Annotated in this window: 19 protein-coding genes; 12 read left to right on the forward strand and 7 right to left on the reverse strand. The window is 39.9% G+C overall.

The window, feature by feature from the left end; translation table 11 throughout:
• The first annotated feature begins 56 nt into the window (after window positions 1-56).
• Genes ABD873_RS13540 through ABD873_RS13550 form a run of 3 tightly spaced genes read left to right on the forward strand, consistent with a single transcriptional unit; the run spans window position 57 to window position 2,743 of the window.
• A complete protein-coding gene (locus ABD873_RS13540; RefSeq protein WP_345069175.1) occupies window positions 57-1,205 on the forward strand; it encodes an acyl-CoA dehydrogenase family protein in 1,149 nt (382 codons plus the stop codon).
• Window positions 1,198-2,037: a beta/alpha barrel domain-containing protein gene (locus ABD873_RS13545; protein ID WP_052258868.1), complete on the forward strand. Its 840-nt coding sequence runs from the start codon at window positions 1,198-1,200 to the stop codon at window positions 2,035-2,037. Before ABD873_RS13540 ends, ABD873_RS13545 begins: the two co-directional genes overlap by 8 nt.
• Window position 2,038: 1 nt before the next feature.
• Entirely contained in the window at window positions 2,039-2,743 is a 705-nt protein-coding gene (locus ABD873_RS13550) for an enoyl-CoA hydratase/isomerase family protein (RefSeq protein WP_345069177.1), read from the forward strand.
• A gap of 18 nt (window positions 2,744-2,761) precedes the next feature.
• Here the strand turns inward: ABD873_RS13550 and ABD873_RS13555 are convergent, their stop codons facing one another.
• A complete protein-coding gene (locus ABD873_RS13555) occupies window positions 2,762-3,568 on the reverse strand; it encodes a segregation and condensation protein A (RefSeq protein WP_345069179.1) in 807 nt (268 codons plus the stop codon).
• A 147-nt stretch (window positions 3,569-3,715) separates the two neighbouring features.
• Here ABD873_RS13555 and dxs point away from each other — a divergent pair, with 147 nt between their 5' ends.
• Window positions 3,716-5,644 (forward strand): 1-deoxy-D-xylulose-5-phosphate synthase, encoded by a 1,929-nt coding sequence (gene dxs, locus ABD873_RS13560; protein ID WP_345069181.1) that lies wholly within the window; start codon window positions 3,716-3,718, stop codon window positions 5,642-5,644.
• A 368-nt stretch (window positions 5,645-6,012) separates the two neighbouring features.
• Entirely contained in the window at window positions 6,013-7,440 is a 1,428-nt protein-coding gene (dnaA, locus tag ABD873_RS13565; protein WP_345069183.1) for a chromosomal replication initiator protein DnaA, read from the forward strand.
• Window positions 7,441-7,565: 125 nt separating this feature from the next.
• Here the strand turns inward: dnaA and ABD873_RS13570 are convergent, their stop codons facing one another.
• The 6 genes from ABD873_RS13570 to ABD873_RS13595 form a co-directional block, all read right to left on the reverse strand.
• Complete coding sequence (locus ABD873_RS13570) at window positions 7,566-7,931, reverse strand: hypothetical protein (protein WP_156138358.1); 366 nt, start codon at window positions 7,929-7,931, stop codon at window positions 7,566-7,568.
• 176 nt (window positions 7,932-8,107) lie between these two features.
• Window positions 8,108-8,500, reverse strand: a complete 393-nt coding sequence (locus ABD873_RS13575) for a hypothetical protein (RefSeq protein WP_345069186.1) — start codon at window positions 8,498-8,500, stop codon at window positions 8,108-8,110.
• Between the two features lie 57 nt (window positions 8,501-8,557).
• Window positions 8,558-9,595, reverse strand: coding sequence for a tetraacyldisaccharide 4'-kinase (gene lpxK / locus ABD873_RS13580; protein WP_345069188.1), 1,038 nt, complete (start codon window positions 9,593-9,595; stop codon window positions 8,558-8,560).
• Entirely contained in the window at window positions 9,592-10,041 is a 450-nt protein-coding gene (locus ABD873_RS13585; protein WP_345069190.1) for a gliding motility lipoprotein GldH, read from the reverse strand. The genes lpxK and ABD873_RS13585 overlap by 4 nt, the downstream gene beginning before the upstream one ends.
• A gap of 24 nt (window positions 10,042-10,065) precedes the next feature.
• Window positions 10,066-11,427 (reverse strand): PSP1 domain-containing protein, encoded by a 1,362-nt coding sequence (locus tag ABD873_RS13590; RefSeq protein ID WP_345069192.1) that lies wholly within the window; start codon window positions 11,425-11,427, stop codon window positions 10,066-10,068.
• Window positions 11,428-11,437: 10 nt separating this feature from the next.
• Window positions 11,438-12,583 (reverse strand): DNA polymerase III subunit, encoded by a 1,146-nt coding sequence (locus ABD873_RS13595; protein ID WP_345069195.1) that lies wholly within the window; start codon window positions 12,581-12,583, stop codon window positions 11,438-11,440.
• Between the two features lie 127 nt (window positions 12,584-12,710).
• Here ABD873_RS13595 and dnaN point away from each other — a divergent pair, with 127 nt between their 5' ends.
• The 7 genes from dnaN to ABD873_RS13630 all read left to right on the forward strand — a co-directional run bounded on the left by dnaN (window position 12,711) and on the right by ABD873_RS13630 (window position 17,551).
• The gene (dnaN, locus tag ABD873_RS13600) at window positions 12,711-13,835 is read left to right on the forward strand and encodes a DNA polymerase III subunit beta (RefSeq protein ID WP_039052956.1); all 1,125 of its coding nucleotides are present in this window, start codon (window positions 12,711-12,713) and stop codon (window positions 13,833-13,835) included.
• A gap of 13 nt (window positions 13,836-13,848) precedes the next feature.
• Entirely contained in the window at window positions 13,849-14,505 is a 657-nt protein-coding gene (locus ABD873_RS13605) for a DedA family protein (RefSeq protein ID WP_039052955.1), read from the forward strand.
• Window positions 14,506-14,526: 21 nt separating this feature from the next.
• Window positions 14,527-15,159, forward strand: coding sequence for a DedA family protein (locus ABD873_RS13610; protein WP_345069198.1), 633 nt, complete (start codon window positions 14,527-14,529; stop codon window positions 15,157-15,159).
• Window positions 15,160-15,218: 59 nt separating this feature from the next.
• Complete coding sequence (locus tag ABD873_RS13615) at window positions 15,219-16,091, forward strand: YicC/YloC family endoribonuclease (RefSeq protein WP_082021771.1); 873 nt, start codon at window positions 15,219-15,221, stop codon at window positions 16,089-16,091.
• A gap of 5 nt (window positions 16,092-16,096) precedes the next feature.
• Window positions 16,097-16,666: a guanylate kinase gene (gene gmk / locus ABD873_RS13620; protein WP_039052953.1), complete on the forward strand. Its 570-nt coding sequence runs from the start codon at window positions 16,097-16,099 to the stop codon at window positions 16,664-16,666.
• Window positions 16,666-17,247: a nicotinate (nicotinamide) nucleotide adenylyltransferase gene (gene nadD / locus ABD873_RS13625; RefSeq protein ID WP_039052952.1), complete on the forward strand. Its 582-nt coding sequence runs from the start codon at window positions 16,666-16,668 to the stop codon at window positions 17,245-17,247. Before gmk ends, nadD begins: the two co-directional genes overlap by 1 nt.
• Before the next feature lie 115 nt (window positions 17,248-17,362).
• Window positions 17,363-17,551, forward strand: a complete 189-nt coding sequence (locus tag ABD873_RS13630; protein WP_039052964.1) for a CsbD family protein — start codon at window positions 17,363-17,365, stop codon at window positions 17,549-17,551.
• Window positions 17,552-17,589 lie beyond the last annotated feature (38 nt).

The raw sequence follows: 17,589 nt of genomic DNA on the forward strand, positions 1-17,589 counted from the left end.
TTGTTTTGCTATACTTATATATAGTATAAAAACAATTATAAACTTAAGCAAAAATTATGATGTACTATAAGGAGTCCGAACAAATGGCTCTGGTGCGTGAAAGTGCACGAGAGTTTTCCCGTACGCACATAAAACCTCATGTTATGGAATGGGATGAGCAGCAACATTTCCCTAAAGATCTGTTCCATAAGATGGGTGAATATGGGTTTATGGGAATTTTAGTACCGGAAGAGTATGGTGGTGCAGGATTAGGCTATCAGGAGTATATCACCATTTTGGATGAGATATCGAAAGTATGTGGATCTATAGGTTTGTCTGTGGCAGCACATAATTCGCTCTGTACAAACCATATTCTTTCTTTTGCCAATGAAGATCAAAAACGCAAGTATCTTCCTAAGCTGGCTTCAGGCGAGTGGATAGGTGCTTGGGGCCTGACAGAAACGGAGTCGGGTTCTGACGCTGGTGGGATGAACACTACTGCCGTGCAGGATGGAGACTATTGGATTATCAACGGATCAAAAACTTTCATCACGCATGCTATTAGTGCTGAAGTGGCAGTGGTCATCGTACGTACTGGGCAAAAAGGTGATAAACATGCCATGACAGCCTTTATCATCGAAAAGGGAACAAAAGGTTTTTCGGCAGGTAATAAGATGAACAAGCTGGGGATGCGTGCTTCAGAAACAGCATTCCTATATTTCGATAACTGCAAGGTACATAAGGATCAGGTCATCGGTAACGTTGGAGAAGGATTCATACAGGCTTTAAAATTACTGGATGGAGGTCGCATTTCTATAGCCGCCTTGTCGCTGGGAATAGCGCGTGGTGCTTACGAATGTGCTTTGCGCTACGCCAACGAGAGAAAGCAGTTCAATAAGAAAATATATGAATTTCAGGATGTTTCATTTACCCTTGCCGAAATGGCTACCAAGATAGATGCCTCTGAACTATTGATACGTAGGGCAGGATATCTCAAGGATACAAATCAAAAGGTGACAAAAGAAAGTGCTATGGCCAAATGGTATGCTTCCGAAGTGGCCGTAGAGGTGGCTAACCATGCTGTACAGATTCATGGAGGTTATGGTTTTACAAAGGATTATCCAGCAGAAAAATATTTCCGCGACGCTAAGTTGTGCACCATAGGTGAAGGAACAAGCGCTATACAGAAGATGGTAATCTCAAGAGAGCTTATAAAAGATGTCTAAACATATACTTTTGGTAGAATGTACAAGGGATGCTATCCAAGGCATGCATAAGTTTATCCCTACGGAAAGAAAGATACGGTATATCAATGAGCTAATAAAAAGTGCTTATTTTGAATATATAGATTTCGGATCTTTCGTTTCACCTAAAGCCGTGCCACAGATGCAAGATACAGCTGCTGTGTTGGAAGGTATTGAGAAGGTTAACGAAACGAAGCTGTTGGCTATAATAGCTAATGAAAGAGGAGCTATCACAGCAGCGCAATATGGAAAGTTGGACTTCGTAGGCTATCCTTTTTCTATTTCAGAGACGTTTCAGCAACGCAATGCGAATTCCACTATTGCCGAATCCTTAGAAAGAGTGAAGAAGATAAAAGAAATTTTAGCACCTACCCGCATTGAGCTGGTCATTTATATTTCTATGGCATTCGGAAACCCTTATGGAGACACGTGGAACGAAGAGCTTGTACTGCAATGGATTGAAACGTTGCATGCTTTGGACATCAATCGATTTTCTATCGCCGACACTACGGCGGAAGCTACTCCTTTAGCTATTAGTTCATTATATAGAAAAATTACTGTGCAATTTCCTAATTTAGAGTTGAGCATTCATCTTCACAGTCCTCCACAGAATGCGCGTGAGAAGATTGATGCAGCATGGAAGGCGGGATGCACAAGATTTGAGGGGGCTTTGGCAGGATATGGTGGCTGCCCCTTTGCGAAAGATGAACTGGTGGGAAACATTCCTACGGAGCTTCTATTAGAAAAATTCGGCATAGGCACCACAGCATTAACAAACCGACTGAAAGCGGATTTTCAACAAATGATAGGATAAGATGTACAAGTATATTCGTACCGAAAAGGATGGTCATGTCTATGTATTGACGTTAGACCGAGCGGAAAAGAGAAATGCCTTTACACCCACCATGGTCAATGAGATCCACCATGCTTTTCAGCAGGCAAATGAAGACGAAGACATAAAGGTGGTTGTTGTAAAGGCCGAAGGACCTATATTCTGTGCAGGAATGGATTTGAAAACCTTTGAAAATCCGGATTTAGACATACCAAATCCTTACATTGAGAACCAAAATATTTCGCTTGGCGAAGTATTTGACCGATTGTACAAACCTTCCATAGCTGTTGTGGAAGGAAATGTCATTGCCGGAGGTTTTTTGATTGTCTTAGGCTGCAGTTATGTTTATTGTAGTAGGTCCGTGCAATTTAGACTGCCGGAATTGGAAATAGGGCTTTTTCCCTTTCAGGTGATGGCTAGTCTTCTAAAAGTTATGCCCGAGAAAAAAGTTCTACAGCTGTGTTTAGAAACTCAATATTTTGATGCTGAAAAAGGTAGAAACTATGGTATTGTGGATGGATTTTTGGAAGAAACCAACATTGAAACATTAATTTCTTCCTTTGCTAATAAATCTACAAAAGCCATGAAACAGGGTATTCAAGCTTTACGAACTTTACCCAAGGTAGATTATTCTGAGCGTTATAAATTTTTGAAAGAGGTTTTGGATAATCTTAAAATGGAAAAATAATAAATCTTTTTCTGTTCGTTATTTTTCCATAATCTCCTCTTCTTTATCCTCTAACATTTCTTCTTCTACTGTTTCTTGATGGTTCGGATCTCGGTTGGCAATAGTGAAATTATTGAATCCCATCCCCACTTCTATTTCTAATAATTTCTGTTGAAGCATTTCTAGGATTGCAAGGAAATTGAATACAAACTGTACTCTGTTTTCCGAATTTTTAAGGATCATCTGGAAATCCAGTTTTTTGTTCAGCTCTAATAAGGTGGCGATAGCCTCTTTTTGCTGCTCTATGGTGTAAGGGAATTTCACTACTGTATGCGTTACCGGATTCACACGATGGGTAAAGTTATACATCAGCTTTTCGTACACCATCATGAGCTTATACAAATCAAAAGAAGAGAGTTCTTCTTCGGTGACTTGTCTTTTGGTGTGTTTGAGATCGTAAGCTATATTCCCCCGGCTATGTAGCTTTTCTCTTTTTTCTTCGAGTACTTTAAGCTCTTCACATACATCTTTAAACTGTTTGTAAAGTATCAGCTTCTGTACAAGTTGTTCTTTTAGGTCAGGACCGTTTTCCTCTTCCTCAGCTTCCGGACGAGGAAGCAACATTTTGGCTTTGATACGCATCAATGTGGAAGCCACGAAAATGAATTCTGAAGCAAGCTCTATGTTGAGCGAGTGCATCTGTTGGATATAATCCAAAAAGTCGTCCGTAATCTTTGAAATAGGAATGTCGTGAATGTTCAGTTCATCGCGTTCGATGAAGAACAACAATAAGTCGAAAGGACCTTCGAATTGTTCGAGTTTTATTTCGTAATTTGTTGCTTCCATAAAAGTTTATCAAAAATACGATTTTGAGCTATAATATTCATTTTTAATAAAAAAGTAAAACATAGATATCAGATTTTTGTATATATATACATTAGGTAAAAGAATTAATTTGTTACTTTGTAGCGTGTTTTGAAACATATTTAAGGTATGCAAATAGAAGCAGGAGCACTTTTAAAAAACATTCTATATCCGTCGGATTTGCGCAAGCTTAAAGAATCGGATCTAGAACAGGTTTGTAAGGAGCTCAGACAATTTATTATAGATGTTGTTTCTGTCAACGGAGGACATTTTGCGGCGAGTCTTGGCGTGGTGGAATTGACAGTAGCATTACACTATGCGTTGAATACACCTTATGATCAGGTGGTATTTGATGTGGGGCATCAGGCCTATGGACATAAAATATTAACCGGAAGAAGAGATAAGTTTCATACTAATAGAATTTTTGGGGGGATTTCAGGATTCCCTAGAAGAAGCGAAAGTGAGTATGATGCTTTTGGTGTTGGACATTCTTCGACATCCATCTCTGCGGCATTGGGGATGGCTGTTGCCTCCGCTTATAAAGGAGAAACAGATCGTCAGCATGTAGCTGTCATAGGTGATGGCGCTATGACGGGAGGTATGGCTTTTGAAGCATTGAACCATGCCGGAATAGAAAAGTCCAACCTCTTAGTCATCCTTAATGATAACTGTATGTCTATAGACCCTAATGTGGGGGCACTCAAAGAGTATCTGACCAGCATTACGACATCCAAAAGTTATAATAAATTTAGAGATGAGCTGATTGCCGTATTGGCCAAGATTTCCAAAAATGGTCCCGATGCATATGGTTGGGCGAAAAAGATAGAGCAAAGTATCAAGGGCACATTGCTTAAGAATGCGAATCTTTTCGAGTCACTCAATTTCCGCTATTTCGGTCCGGTGGACGGACATGACGTAACCAAGCTTGTCAAGACTTTAAATGATCTTAAGTACATCAACGGTCCGAAACTACTTCATGTGGTTACCGTCAAAGGTAAGGGCTATGCCCTAGCCGAAAAAGATCAAACCAAGTGGCATGCTCCTGGCATGTTTGATAAAATCACAGGAGAAATCAAGAAGACGGTTTACGATAAACCGCAACCTCCAAAATATCAGGATGTGTTCGGACATACATTAGTGGAGCTGGCCGAGCAGAACGAAAAAATCATGGGTGTTACACCTGCCATGCCTACAGGCTCTTCGATGAACATCATGATGAAGGCTATGCCCAACCGAGCTTTCGATGTAGGTATTGCAGAGCAACATGCCGTGACCTTCAGTGCCGGCTTAGCTACTCAAGGGCTTGTTCCTTTCTGTAACATCTATTCTACCTTCATGCAGCGCGCCTACGATCAGGTAATCCATGACGTAGCTTTACAGAATCTCCATGTGGTGTTCTGTTTGGATAGAGCCGGCTTGGTAGGAGCTGATGGTCCTACACATCATGGTGCGTATGACATAGCTTATATGCGTTGTGTGCCTAATCTTACTGTAGCCGCACCAATGAATGAGGAAGAACTGCGTAATCTGATGTATACGGCCCAGCTGGAAAACAAGGGGCCTTTTGTGATTCGCTATCCTCGAGGCAACGGCGTAATGCCCGATTGGAAAAGACCTTTCAAAGAGATTCCTATCGGTAAGGGAAGAAAATTGGTAGATGGAGAAGAAGTTGCCATATTAACTATAGGTCATATAGGTAATGAAGCTGCTAAAGCCATAGTAGAATTAAATACCGAAGGAATATATCCGGCACATTACGATTTGCGTTTCGTCAAACCATTGGACGAAGAATTGTTACACGAAGTGTTCGGAAAGTTCAACAAAATTATTACGGTGGAAGACGGTGCTCTTCCTGGAGGTTTTGGTTCGGCTATTCTCGAATTTATGTCGGATCATAATTATAAAGCTGAAGTGGTGCGTCTAGGAATCCCGGACGAAATCATAGAACATGGTGAGCAGGAAGAGTTATGGCGCCTCTGTGGTTATGATTTTTCAAGCATCATAAAGGTATGCCAAAAACTATGTAAAGGGCAACCAACAAGTGCTCAGGTAGGATAATTTATATAGATAAAAAATAGGGAAAGAGCTACAAATTTTATGTAGCTCTTTTTTATTTATTATATAGATATTTATTTCTTAAATTAGAGGAAGAAAGTTTTCCACATCTAAGCCTATAACGGTTGTCAGAGAAACAAAAAAAACAAAATTTTATCACGAAATACAATGTGTGGAAAAAAATGATTTGACATCTATTTATGAACCTTAAAAAGGATAAAATTTTTGTAAAATATTGATTTATAATGAATTGTATTTTTTTGATTCTTTCGCTTTTATAGCTCGGAAATTTTTATCATCTTCGTTGAAAGGGAAAGTTTTAAACAATTTTTTTATCAATAATTGGTTATCAAGTTATTAACAATTTAAGAATGGAAAAAACGTGTACAAGTGTTTGGAATAGTTGTCTTCAAGTAATCAAAGACAACATTCCGGCACAAAGTTTTAAGACATGGTTCGAGCCGGTGAAAGCCGTTCGTTTGGAGGAAAACGTTTTAACTATTCAAGTACCTAGTTTATTCTTTTATGAGTGGTTGGAAGAGCATTACGTAGGTATCCTACGTAAGACGGTGAAGAAGTTTTTGGGAGAGCAAGGTAGATTGGAGTATAACATTGTCGTGGAAAAATCTTCGACGAATACGCCTTATACTACTAACCTACCTTCTAATGGTAATGGTGCCGAAGGTAAGAAGCAATCTATTCCTGTTCCGGTTGCATTAAATAAGAACATAAAGAACCCTTTTGTCATCCCTGGATTAAAAAAGTTGCAGGTAGATCCGCAGTTGAACCAAAACTACACATTTGAGAATTTTGTGGAAGGTGAATGTAATCGCCTTGCCCGCTCTGCAGGATATGCCGTAGCAAACAAGCCGGGAGGAACTTCTTTTAACCCCTTAATGATTTATGGGGATGTTGGTTTAGGAAAGACGCACCTTGCCCAAGCTATTGGTAATGAGATTAAGAAAAACTTACCGGATAAATTAGTGATTTATGTTTCTTGTGAGAAGTTCTGTCAGCAGTTCGTGGATTCCCTTAAAAACAATACGATCAATGACTTTGTGAACTTCTATCAAGCGATGGATGTCATCATCATGGATGATGTACACAACTTCGCCGGTAAGGAAAAAACTCAGGATATCTTCTTCCATATTTTCAATCATTTGCATCAATCCGGCAAGCAGATAATCCTTACATCGGACAAGGCTCCTAAAGATCTTTCGGGATTGGAAGAAAGATTGTTGAGCCGATTCAAATGGGGCTTGTCGGCAGACATTCAGGTGCCTGACTTGGAAACAAGGATGGCTATTCTGAAAAAGAAAATGTATTCTGACGGTATAGAATTGCCGGAAGAGGTAGTTGAATACGTGGCTACGCAAATCGACAACAGCGTACGAGAACTGGAAGGCGCATTAGTCTCGTTGTTGGCACAAGCAACTTTAAACAAAAAAGAAATAGACTTGAATCTGGCCAAGTCTATGTTAAAGAACTTTGTGAAAAATACACACAAGGAGATTTCTATGGAATATATCCAGAAATTAGTATGTGAGTATTTCGAAGTGCCAGTAGAAATGGTGAAATCTAAAGTACGTAAACGTGAAATAGTTCAGGCTCGTCAGATTTCTATGTATTTGGCTAAAAATCACACCAAAGCTTCCCTGAAATCTATAGGTAACTTCTTTGGTGGTCGCGATCACTCGACAGTGATTTATGCTTGCCAGACCGTAGAAGATTTGATAGAGACCGACAAAAAGTTCAAATCTTACGTGCAAGACATTCAAAAGAAATTGAAATCGTCATAACCGCCTAGTTCTACTATAGTTTTACTGAATCAAAAAAGGCGAGAAAAATATTTTTCTCGCCTTTTTGCATGATTAGGGATTGTTAAACCGTTTATCTAATAAATTGCATGAATTATGAAAAGTTATTATTGCTGTACTTCGCCTTCTTCTTCTTTCTTCGCGTTTTTCTCTTCTAAATATTTAAGGAATTTCTCTTTTTGTTCGTCAGTAAGCTGTTCTGCAATTTTTTGATTAGCAGAATTTTTAATTCCTTCTAGCTGTTCCTGAGCGGCAGCAGCCTCCAAAGTAGTGTCGGCCTTAATGGCTTCCATGGCTGTTATTTTTTCCAAAACTATCGTGAAGATGGAAGCTTTTTGATCATCGTTCAACGTAAGAACTTCAGTTAATTTTTCTACTTTTTCTTGAGCTTTAGTTTCTGGATTAACATCCTGAGCAAAAGTTAAAGTAATTGCGAATAAGAAGCTTAGACCTGTTAAAATTAATTTTTTCATAGCATTTAAAGTTTTAGTGAACACTTATTATTGAATTCTTCTGGTACTATAACTGTCAAATGCTATGATTTATTGTGTGAATTGTATCGGGTTTGTTACAATTTAACATGTTTTAACAAAAAAGCCTTATTTCACGTGAAATAAGGCCTGATTAATATGAAAAGCACTAATAATATTTAGTTGTTGCCTCTGCGGCCTTCTCCTCTGTTTGGTCTTTGTTGCATTCTTTGTTTTTGGATTTCTTCGTATTTCTTGGTTTGCTCTTCATTCAGGAAAGATTTAATTTTTAGATCTTGCTTTTGACGAAGCTCTTGCATGGCCTTCATGGCTGCCTGTCTATCATTATTGTTTTCTTGGAAAACCTTGCGTTGCTCTGTGGCTGTAGCCAATACATACTTATAAATGGAATCTTGTTGCGACTGACTTAGATTCAGTTCTTTGGTCAATCGTTCGGTTTGCATTTTGGCCATATCCTCAGGGTTTCTTTGCTGCATACGACCTCTGTCTTGTGCATGGGATATGGTTATAGTAGCAAATAAAATCAAAACGGATGCTAATAAGTTTTTCATAAGATATAGAATTTTAGATTTATAATTTCTTTTTTGACCGGAGCAGCCAACAAAGGTTTAACGCATTCGGGAAGAAATATAATTTTTTATAAGTAAATCGAATTCTTCCTGTTTTTGATCCAAGAATTGGATACGTATAGGGATATAAAACAGAGGCATTTCCTTGAATAAGGTAGTATCAATACGCTGTATATCTTTTTCTGTGGTTAGAATGATTTTATCCTTACCTTTCATCTGCTCGAATCTGCTCAAAATCTGTTTGTAATCTTTCTCTTCGTATTGGTGGTGGTCGGGAAAAGAAAGCAGTTCTATACGGCAGCCTTGAGCTGTCAGATAATCCGAAAGCGGCTTAGGATTGGCTATTCCGCTTAGTAGGAGCACGTCTGTTCCGTTTAGGTTGAGCTGGCTTTCGTGGCCTGTAAGATCCTGCGCCATGTCATAAGCAATGGTGCTGTAAAAAAGAGGTGCATTACTATACTTTCTCAGTTTTCTTTCTATTTGTTGTCGCTGGAAATCTGATATTTCGGTAGGACACTTTGTGATAACGATGCAGTCGGCTCTTTTGGCCGAGGAGAGCTCATCCCTGAAATTGCCTGTAGGAAGCATCAAAATTGGATTCATTAAAGATTGAAAATCAAACAGCAAAACGGAGAATCCCGGTTTGAGTTTCCTATGTTGAAAAGCATCATCAAGCAGGATGACATCACATGACGCTTTTATCTGTTCTATACCGTAACAGCGATTTTCACAGACATATACCTGAATATCCGGAAATTTTCTTTTGAACTGCAGCGGCTCATCCCCCACCTCTCTTGCGGAGGAAGATGTGTCTACCCTGCGGAAACCTTTGGTTGTGCGTCCATATCCACGGCTAAGGGTGGCAATACGTGTATCTTTCTTCAGAAGGCGTATCAGATATTCGGTTAGAGGGCTTTTGCCAGTACCTCCTACGGCAAGGTTTCCTACCACGATAGTAGGAATGTCGAAAGACTGAGAATGGAAAATCCTTAGATCATAACATTTGTTTCTTATCCATACAACAAGATGATAGATAAGGCTGAAGGGAAACAAAAGCCATCGCAGAAGGAATATCATTTTTTTATGACTTTTAATCCTACGTCATTGATTTCCGTAAGGGGAGTTTTACGCATATTCTGCTCTATGCGGAAAATATAAGATCCCGTATCCGGAAAGACGAAATCTGTTAATGCTAGATGCTGCACTTCGACAAGGGAGCCGGCAGTTTTTCCTTTCCAGCGTCCATCCAACTCGGCCAATGAAATTTCGTGGCGATAGGCCGTGTCTTTGATGCCTTTTCCCTGTTGGTGTAACAGCAAAAACAGGTTGGAAAAGTCATACTGGTTGGTATGACGCACATTGATATAGATATCGTATTTAGCTTTGTTGTCTTCTACCTTCACTTCAAAGGTAGGAATATCTCTGTACTCCCAAGAGCGATCAGCTATGGCCACATTTTTTTCATAAAAGGCGCCATCGCTGCAGGAGGCAAGCAGACCTAGTATAGCTAAATATCTTTTCATAATAAAAAAGAAGAGTGGAGAAGATTATTCTCCACTGTTGTTTTGTTTATCTGAATTTTTGTTTTTATTTCTGTTGAATCTTCTTTTCTTCTTCTGCTGCTCTTTAGGTTTTGCTGCTTTTTCGTTGTTTTTGGTATCTGCTTTTTCTTTCTTTTCTCCGGAGGAGCTTGCAGGCTTTTCAGCTTTTTTACTTTGGTCGGCAGAAGAAGACTGAGCTTCAGCCTTATTGCTGTTTTGTTTTTTCTTTTTCTTCTTGCGTTTTTTGGATTTTTCATCCAAGCGTGTCAGGCTATCCTGTCCTACCACATTCTCATAATCCAAAACAATAGGTTTTATCGTTTCTTTTTGTAGGCTTACGGCGGTTAAAGTTTCCGGAATTTTGCCTTGCTTGTTGAGTTCTGCCAGCTCTTTGACCTTGCTGATAGCCAGAGGCACCCAGCTTTCTGCTCCCGGATAGGAGAACCACATAATCTTTTTGAAAATATCGGTTTTTTGTAAGATTGCTGTACCGTTTTGTGTTTCTATTTTATCTACATCGGTAGGAATATCTTTCAGGGCGTCCATATAACTATCCAGTTCATAGTTGAGACAGCATTTGAGCTTACCGCACTGACCAGCCAGTTTAAGCGTGTTGAGCGACAGGTTTTGATATCTTGCCGCAGAGGTTGACACGGTCTTGAAGTCTGTCAGCCATGTAGAGCAACATAGCTCCCTGCCGCAGGAACCTATACCACCTAGACGGCTTGCCTCCTGCCGCATTCCAATTTGGCGCATCTCGATACGTATACGGAATGTTTCGGCCATCTTCTTGATGAGCTCACGAAAGTCTACACGTCCTTCTGCCGTATAGTAGAAGGTAGCTTTGGTCTTGTCACCCTGATAGTCTACGTCCGATATTTTCATTGAAAGACCTAGGTCCAAAGCCATCTTACGGGCTCTGTGCATGGTCTCCCACTCCAAATCTTTTGCTGCCTTGTATTTGGCAACATCCGCCTCTGTCGCTTTACGGTATATACGTTTGGTTACAGCATCAGGACTGATATTGTTTTTCTTGAGCTGTAGCCTTACCAGCTCTCCGGTAAGCGACACGTGTCCTATGTCATAACCTCCTGTAGAAGGCTCTACGGCGACCATTTCACCCATTTCAAGATAGAGGTTGTCCGTATTGACGAAGAAATCTTTTCTAGATCCTTTGAAACGAACTTCTACTATATTGAAGGGTTTATAGTTAGATGGCAAATCCATATCGGAAAGCCAGTCGTACACATCTAATTTATTACATCCGCTGGTCATGCAGGTGCCGTTATTGTTACAACCTGCTGGTACTGTACCTAATTTGGCTCCTGTACCGCAACCACCACCGGATGAGCAACTGCCACATCCCATAATTTTCTTTCTATATATATTGAGTCCCTTGTGGGAACGTTTGATATTTGAACAATAAAACTAATTGCAAAGATAAATCTAAAAATAATATTTTAGGATTACCATTCCTTTCAATACCATAATGTGTTTTTTCTAACAGCCCTATGGTTTCGGTCAATTGTTCAATTTGATATAATTCACTGAATTTTTCTACAAATTTTAACTCTTCTTCTCGCAGAAACACTAAATTTTTCAACCCTTGTTGCATCAGAATGATCTGCCTAATCATGTTGATGGCATAGAGGATGAAGCTTTTCTGATTCTCGCGTCCTAGGGAAGCAAGTCTCTCCTCGCTGATACGTATCAGATCTGATCCTCTGTCTGTCACTATGGTGCGAAGCCATTCCACGAAAAGTTGAAAGTTGCTGCTATGTTCTTTGTTTTGCAGCAGATTTAAAGCCTCCTGAATATTGCCGTCGGCGATGAAGGCAATCTCTCTTGCCTCGTTGTGCGGAAGGCTGTGTTTCTCTACAAGGTAGTTTGTTATCTCTTCATGACTAACCTTGTTGATTTTGACCAGCTGCGTGCGCGAGATAATGGTATTCAAAATCTTTTCCTGGTTTTCTGCTACCAGTAGGAAAAGAGTTTTTGCCGGCGGTTCTTCGATAAGCTTAAGCAAGGCATTTCCCTCTTTATCCAGATATTCCGGAAGCCACATGATCAAAACCTTGTATTCAGCCTCATAGGCTTTCAAGCTAAGCTTTTTGATGATGTCATGTGCTTCCTTGATGGGAATGTTGGCCTGCTTGTTGCCGGCATCAAGCCTATCCCTCCAATAATCCATTCCCAAGTAGGGATTGGTGAGAAAAGCTTCTCTCCATTCTTTCAGCACGTCGGTAGCTACAGCTAGCTCCTTCGTAGGGAAAAAAGGATACGAAAAGTGAAGGTCCGGATGGATAAGCTTTTCGTATTTGCGGCACGAAGGACATTGCCCACAGCTGTCTTCGTCCGTACGGTGTTCGCAATTGATATATTGTGCATATGCTACCGCAAGAGCAAGAGATCCAGAACCTTCCGGCCCCAAAAACAGCTGTGCATGACTTACACGGTTGTTTTTTACCGAATTGATTAAATGTCTTTTAACCTCTTGATGACCAATTATCTCTCTGAATAGCATATTTATTTCTAGACAAATGTACTAAAATTAAAATTGTCTATAATAATAACATTGTAATAGTGCACCATTATAATTTTAGACATAAATTATGTAATATTGCATATAAGTAATTTATCGCAAATAGCAAATGAGATTTATTGTATCCACATCTGTTTTATTAAAACAACTTCAAGCCATCAGTGGCGCGTCAAGTAGCAGTACCGTTCTTCCTATTTTGGAGAACTTTTTGTTTGAGATAAAGGACAATACGCTGACCATCTCAGCGACAGATTTGCAGACTAGTATGGTTACTTCTTTGTCTATAGAAGCAAAAGAAGAAGGTAGAGTAGCCATGCCGTCAAAAATTTTGATTGACACGTTGAAGACGCTTCCTGACCAACCTGTAGCCTTTTCGGTAGATACTAATACGTTGACAATAGAAATCAGCGCTGGCGACGGTAAATACAAATTGAGCGGCGAAAATGCAGATGATTTCCCTAAAATTCCGGTAGTAGACAATGTATCTACAGTGAAATTATCGGCCGCTATTCTGGCGGAAGCTATTAATAAAACTCTTTTTGCGGTAAGTACTGACGAGCTTAGGCCGGCAATGTCGGGGGTATATGTACAGTTTAGTGATCAGAACATCACTTTTGTGTCTACCGACGCACACCGACTTGTAAGATATCGCCGTACAGATGTAGGCGCAGAAAAGACTGCTTCCATCATCTTGCCTAAGAAAGCTTTGACCCTGTTGAAATCGTCGTTACCTTCGGATGATACCACGGTTTCTATAGAATATAACAATACCAATGCGTTCTTCCAGTTCGGTTCTATTCACTTAATATGCCGCCTAGTGGATGAGCGCTATCCAGATTATGAAGCGGTAATTCCTCAGGTAAATCCAAATAAGCTTACTGTGGACCGTGCATTATTCTTAAATACCTTGCGTCGTGTGGTAATCTTTGCAAATAAGACCACGCATCAGGTACGTTTGAAGATCAGCGGTTCGGAATTGAATATCTCGGCAGAAGATCTTGACTTCTCTAATGAAGCATACGAACGTTTAAGCTGTCAGTTTGAAGGAGAAGATATGGAAATAGGTTTTAACGCCAAATTCCTTATCGAGATGTTGTCAAACTTAGACAGTGAAGAGGTGGTGTTGGAGATGAGTACACCAAATCGTGCAGGATTGTTGTTGCCTTCTGTGAAGAAGGATAATGAAGATATCTTGATGTTGGTGATGCCGGTGATGTTAAATAATTATAATTAGAGGTTAGCTCGTTTTGGATATTATTTACGGACTAATAGATTTTATATTACATGTGGACGACCATCTGGTAGAGATAGTAAACAACTATCAGATGTGGACCTACTTGATTCTGTTTCTTATCATTTTTGTAGAGACAGGAGTTGTGGTGATGCCTTTTCTTCCTGGCGATTCGTTGCTATTTGCGGCAGGAATGTTGGCAGCACAACCTAATGAGCTGAACATATGGGTGTTGATTTTAATTCTTCTTGTGGCGGCGGTAACAGGAGATTCTCTCAATTATTCCATAGGGAAGCATTTTGGTTTGCGTGTCACTAAGTTTAAGCTTTTCGGAAAACATATGGTTACCGATGAGCAGCTCGATAAGACACATTCGTTCTATGAAAAGTACGGCAGTAAGACTATAGTTATCGCCCGTTTTGTGCCTATAGTCCGTACTTTAGCTCCCTTCGTAGCAGGCATAGGGCGGATGAACTATGGTACTTTCCTTACTTACAACATTGTAGGGGCTATCTTGTGGGTAGTAGGAATAACCTTAGCCGGATATTTCCTAGGAAATATTCCTTTTATTCGTGATAATTTTTCAAAGGTGGTATTGCTGATAATTTTTGTATCCGTACTGCCAATCATAATAGAGATTTTGAAAGAAAAATTTAAGAAGAAGGAAGTATAATACTTCCTTTTTTTGTTGGATATGGATATTGTCAGCACATTAATAGATTTTATTCTCCATATTGATAAGCATCTGGTGGACATCATCAACGATTATCAATCATGGACGTATTTGATATTGTTTGTGATCATCTTCGCCGAAACGGGACTGGTGGTCACTCCTTTTCTTCCTGGCGACTCTGTGTTGTTTGCCATAGGCTCACTCATTGCAAAGCCGGAAACCGACCTTTCGCTCTTCACCATGCTGATTCTATTGATTGCTGCTGCAGTGTTAGGAGATTTTATAAACTATGAAATCGGCAAGCATGTGGGGGTGCGTGTTTTCAATGGCAAGTCTCGAATTTTCAAACCTTCCTACTTGGAGAAGACTCAAAACTTTTATGCTAAATACGGAAACAAGACCATAGTATATGCTCGTTTTGTGCCTATAGTACGTACATTTGCTCCTTTCGTGGCCGGCATATCGAGGATGAAGTACAGGCAGTTTGGTAAGTTCAACATCTTAGGTGGGGTGTTATGGGTTACTCTTTTTCTGCTGGCAGGATATTTCTTCGGGCAGATATCTTTTATTCAGAAGAATTTTTCTTTGATGGTGTTAGCCATAATAGGTATATCATTACTCCCTCCCGTAATAGAATATCTGAAAAAGAAGTAAAATTTTTCTCTTCAGATAGGTAAAATTCTCTTTTAGTATTAGTTTTCATACCTTTGCGTATGATAAAATCAATGACCGGCTACGGTGTGGGAACGCATGAAAATGCGAAAGTAAAATACACTGTCGAGATAAAATCACTTAATTCAAAGTTCCTCGAATTAGGATTACGTCTTCCGAAGGTCGTATCGGACAAGGAACTTACCCTCCGTGCGGAATGCAGTAAACTTATCGAGCGCGGAAAAGTAAATATTGCCGTTACGGCAGAATATGCTGACCAAACAGCAAAAGCATCTACGATAAACGCAGAACTTCTTAAGAAATATTACACCCAGCTGAAGGAGATAGCTATGGAAGTAGGCGAAGAAAAAACAGATCTTTTCAGCTTGGCGCTCAACATGCCTGAAGTGATCTCCACAAACGACGAAGTGGACGAAGAAGAAGGAAAGGTGCTTATGGAAGCCTTTTACAAGGCGGTAGAGCAATTTAACGTCTTTCGTGCCGACGAGGGACGCATTCTTAAAGGAGACCTAGAAAAGCGCGTTTATCTCATTTTGAATTATCTTACGGAAGTGGAAAGCGTGGAGGGAGACCGAATTCCCTTGATCCGGGAGCGTCTCAATCAATATATGGAGGAAGCAGTAGGAGCTGATAATATTGATAAAAACCGTTTTGAACAGGAAATCGTTTTCTATATCGACAAGCTGGACATCACCGAAGAGAAAGTGAGACTCAAAAGCCACTGCAACTACTTTATCCAAGAACTCAACTCGCCGGATTCCAATGGAAAAAAATTAGGGTTCATCTCCCAGGAAATGGGACGTGAGATTAATACGTTGGGATCTAAAGCCAACAATGCGGACATACAGCAGATCGTAGTCCGCATGAAAGAAGAACTCGAAAAGATTAAAGAACAACTATTAAACGTACTATAACATATATGAGCGGAAAGCTAATTATTTTTTCAGCGCCTTCAGGTGCAGGCAAAACAACTATTGTCAAGCATTTACTAGAAAAATTCAATGATAAATTGGAGTTTTCCATCTCGGCAAGTACACGTGAGCCTCGCGGCAATGAGGTGGATGGCAAAGACTACTATTTTATTACGAAAGAAGAGTTTTTGCACCGTGTGGCCAAGCAGGAATTTATTGAATTTGAAGAAGTGTATTCCGGAACATATTATGGTACTTTGCGTTCGGAAGTAGAGCGTATTTGGGCTTTAGGAAAGCATGTTATCTTCGATATTGACGTGGTGGGGGGCTTGCGTCTGCGTTCTAAATTTCCGGACCAGGCTTTGGCGATTTTTGTGAATCCTCCTTCTTTGGAGGTGTTGAAACAACGCTTGGCAGGAAGGGGCACCGACTCGGAAGAAAAACTACAGGAACGTTTTGCTAAAGCGGAAAAAGAATTGAGTTATGCCGATAAGTTTGACGTCATCTTGAACAATTTTGATTTGGAGACAGCCAAACAGGAGGCTGAAAAATTAGTGTTGGATTTCCTTGCAAAATAATGGCTAACAAGAAGATTGGTTTATTTTTTGGTTCATTCAACCCCATTCATACAGGGCATTTGATAATAGCCAATTATATGGCCAATTTCACGGATTTGGATGAGGTGTGGTTTGTCGTGTCGCCACATAATCCTTTCAAGGAAAAAAAATCCTTAGCCAACATGTACGATAGGTTGGAGATGGTAAATCTTGCCATAGAAGGCATTGACTATTTTCGTGCAAGCGACATAGAATTCAAGCTGCCGCAACCATCCTATACTATTGACACCTTAATTCATTTGCATGAGAAATACCCACATCGGGATTTTGTGCTCATCATGGGCGAGGATAATCTTGCTGGCCTTCACAAATGGAAAAATGCGGATATCATACTTCGGGATTACAAGATAATAGTGTATCCCCGTCCGGGATTTGAGGGAGGAGACTTGAAGAACCATCCTGCGGTGATGATGACGGACACACCCCTGATGGAGCTTTCCTCTACTTTTATCAGACAGGCAGTAAAAGCTGGAAAAAATATAAAGTTTTTTACGCCCGACAAAGTGGCAGAATTCATAGATAAAAAAGGATTATATCTTTAAAAGACAAGACTCGGCGAAAAGCCGAGTTTTTTGTTTTCTTTCATGACGTTATGATGACAAACTTGTCCTATCACCACTTGTTAGTACTGTACTTAATAAAATGAAAGGACATGTTATGGACAAACTGGATTTAAAAGGAAAATGGAATGTTATGAAAGGTAAGATCAAACAACAATATGCCGATTGGACGGATGACGATCTTAAATACGAAGAAGGACAAGAAGATGAATTAATCGGTCGTCTACAGCAAAAAATGGGTAAAGCTCGTGAAGAAGTAGTAGACTGGTTGAAAAGTTTAGGTTAAACCAAAACTAATACGTAAAACTCCGGCATATGTCGGAG

The sequence above is a fragment of the Sphingobacterium thermophilum genome (assembly GCF_039541675.1).
GTDB classification, from domain to species: domain Bacteria; phylum Bacteroidota; class Bacteroidia; order Sphingobacteriales; family Sphingobacteriaceae; genus Sphingobacterium; species Sphingobacterium thermophilum.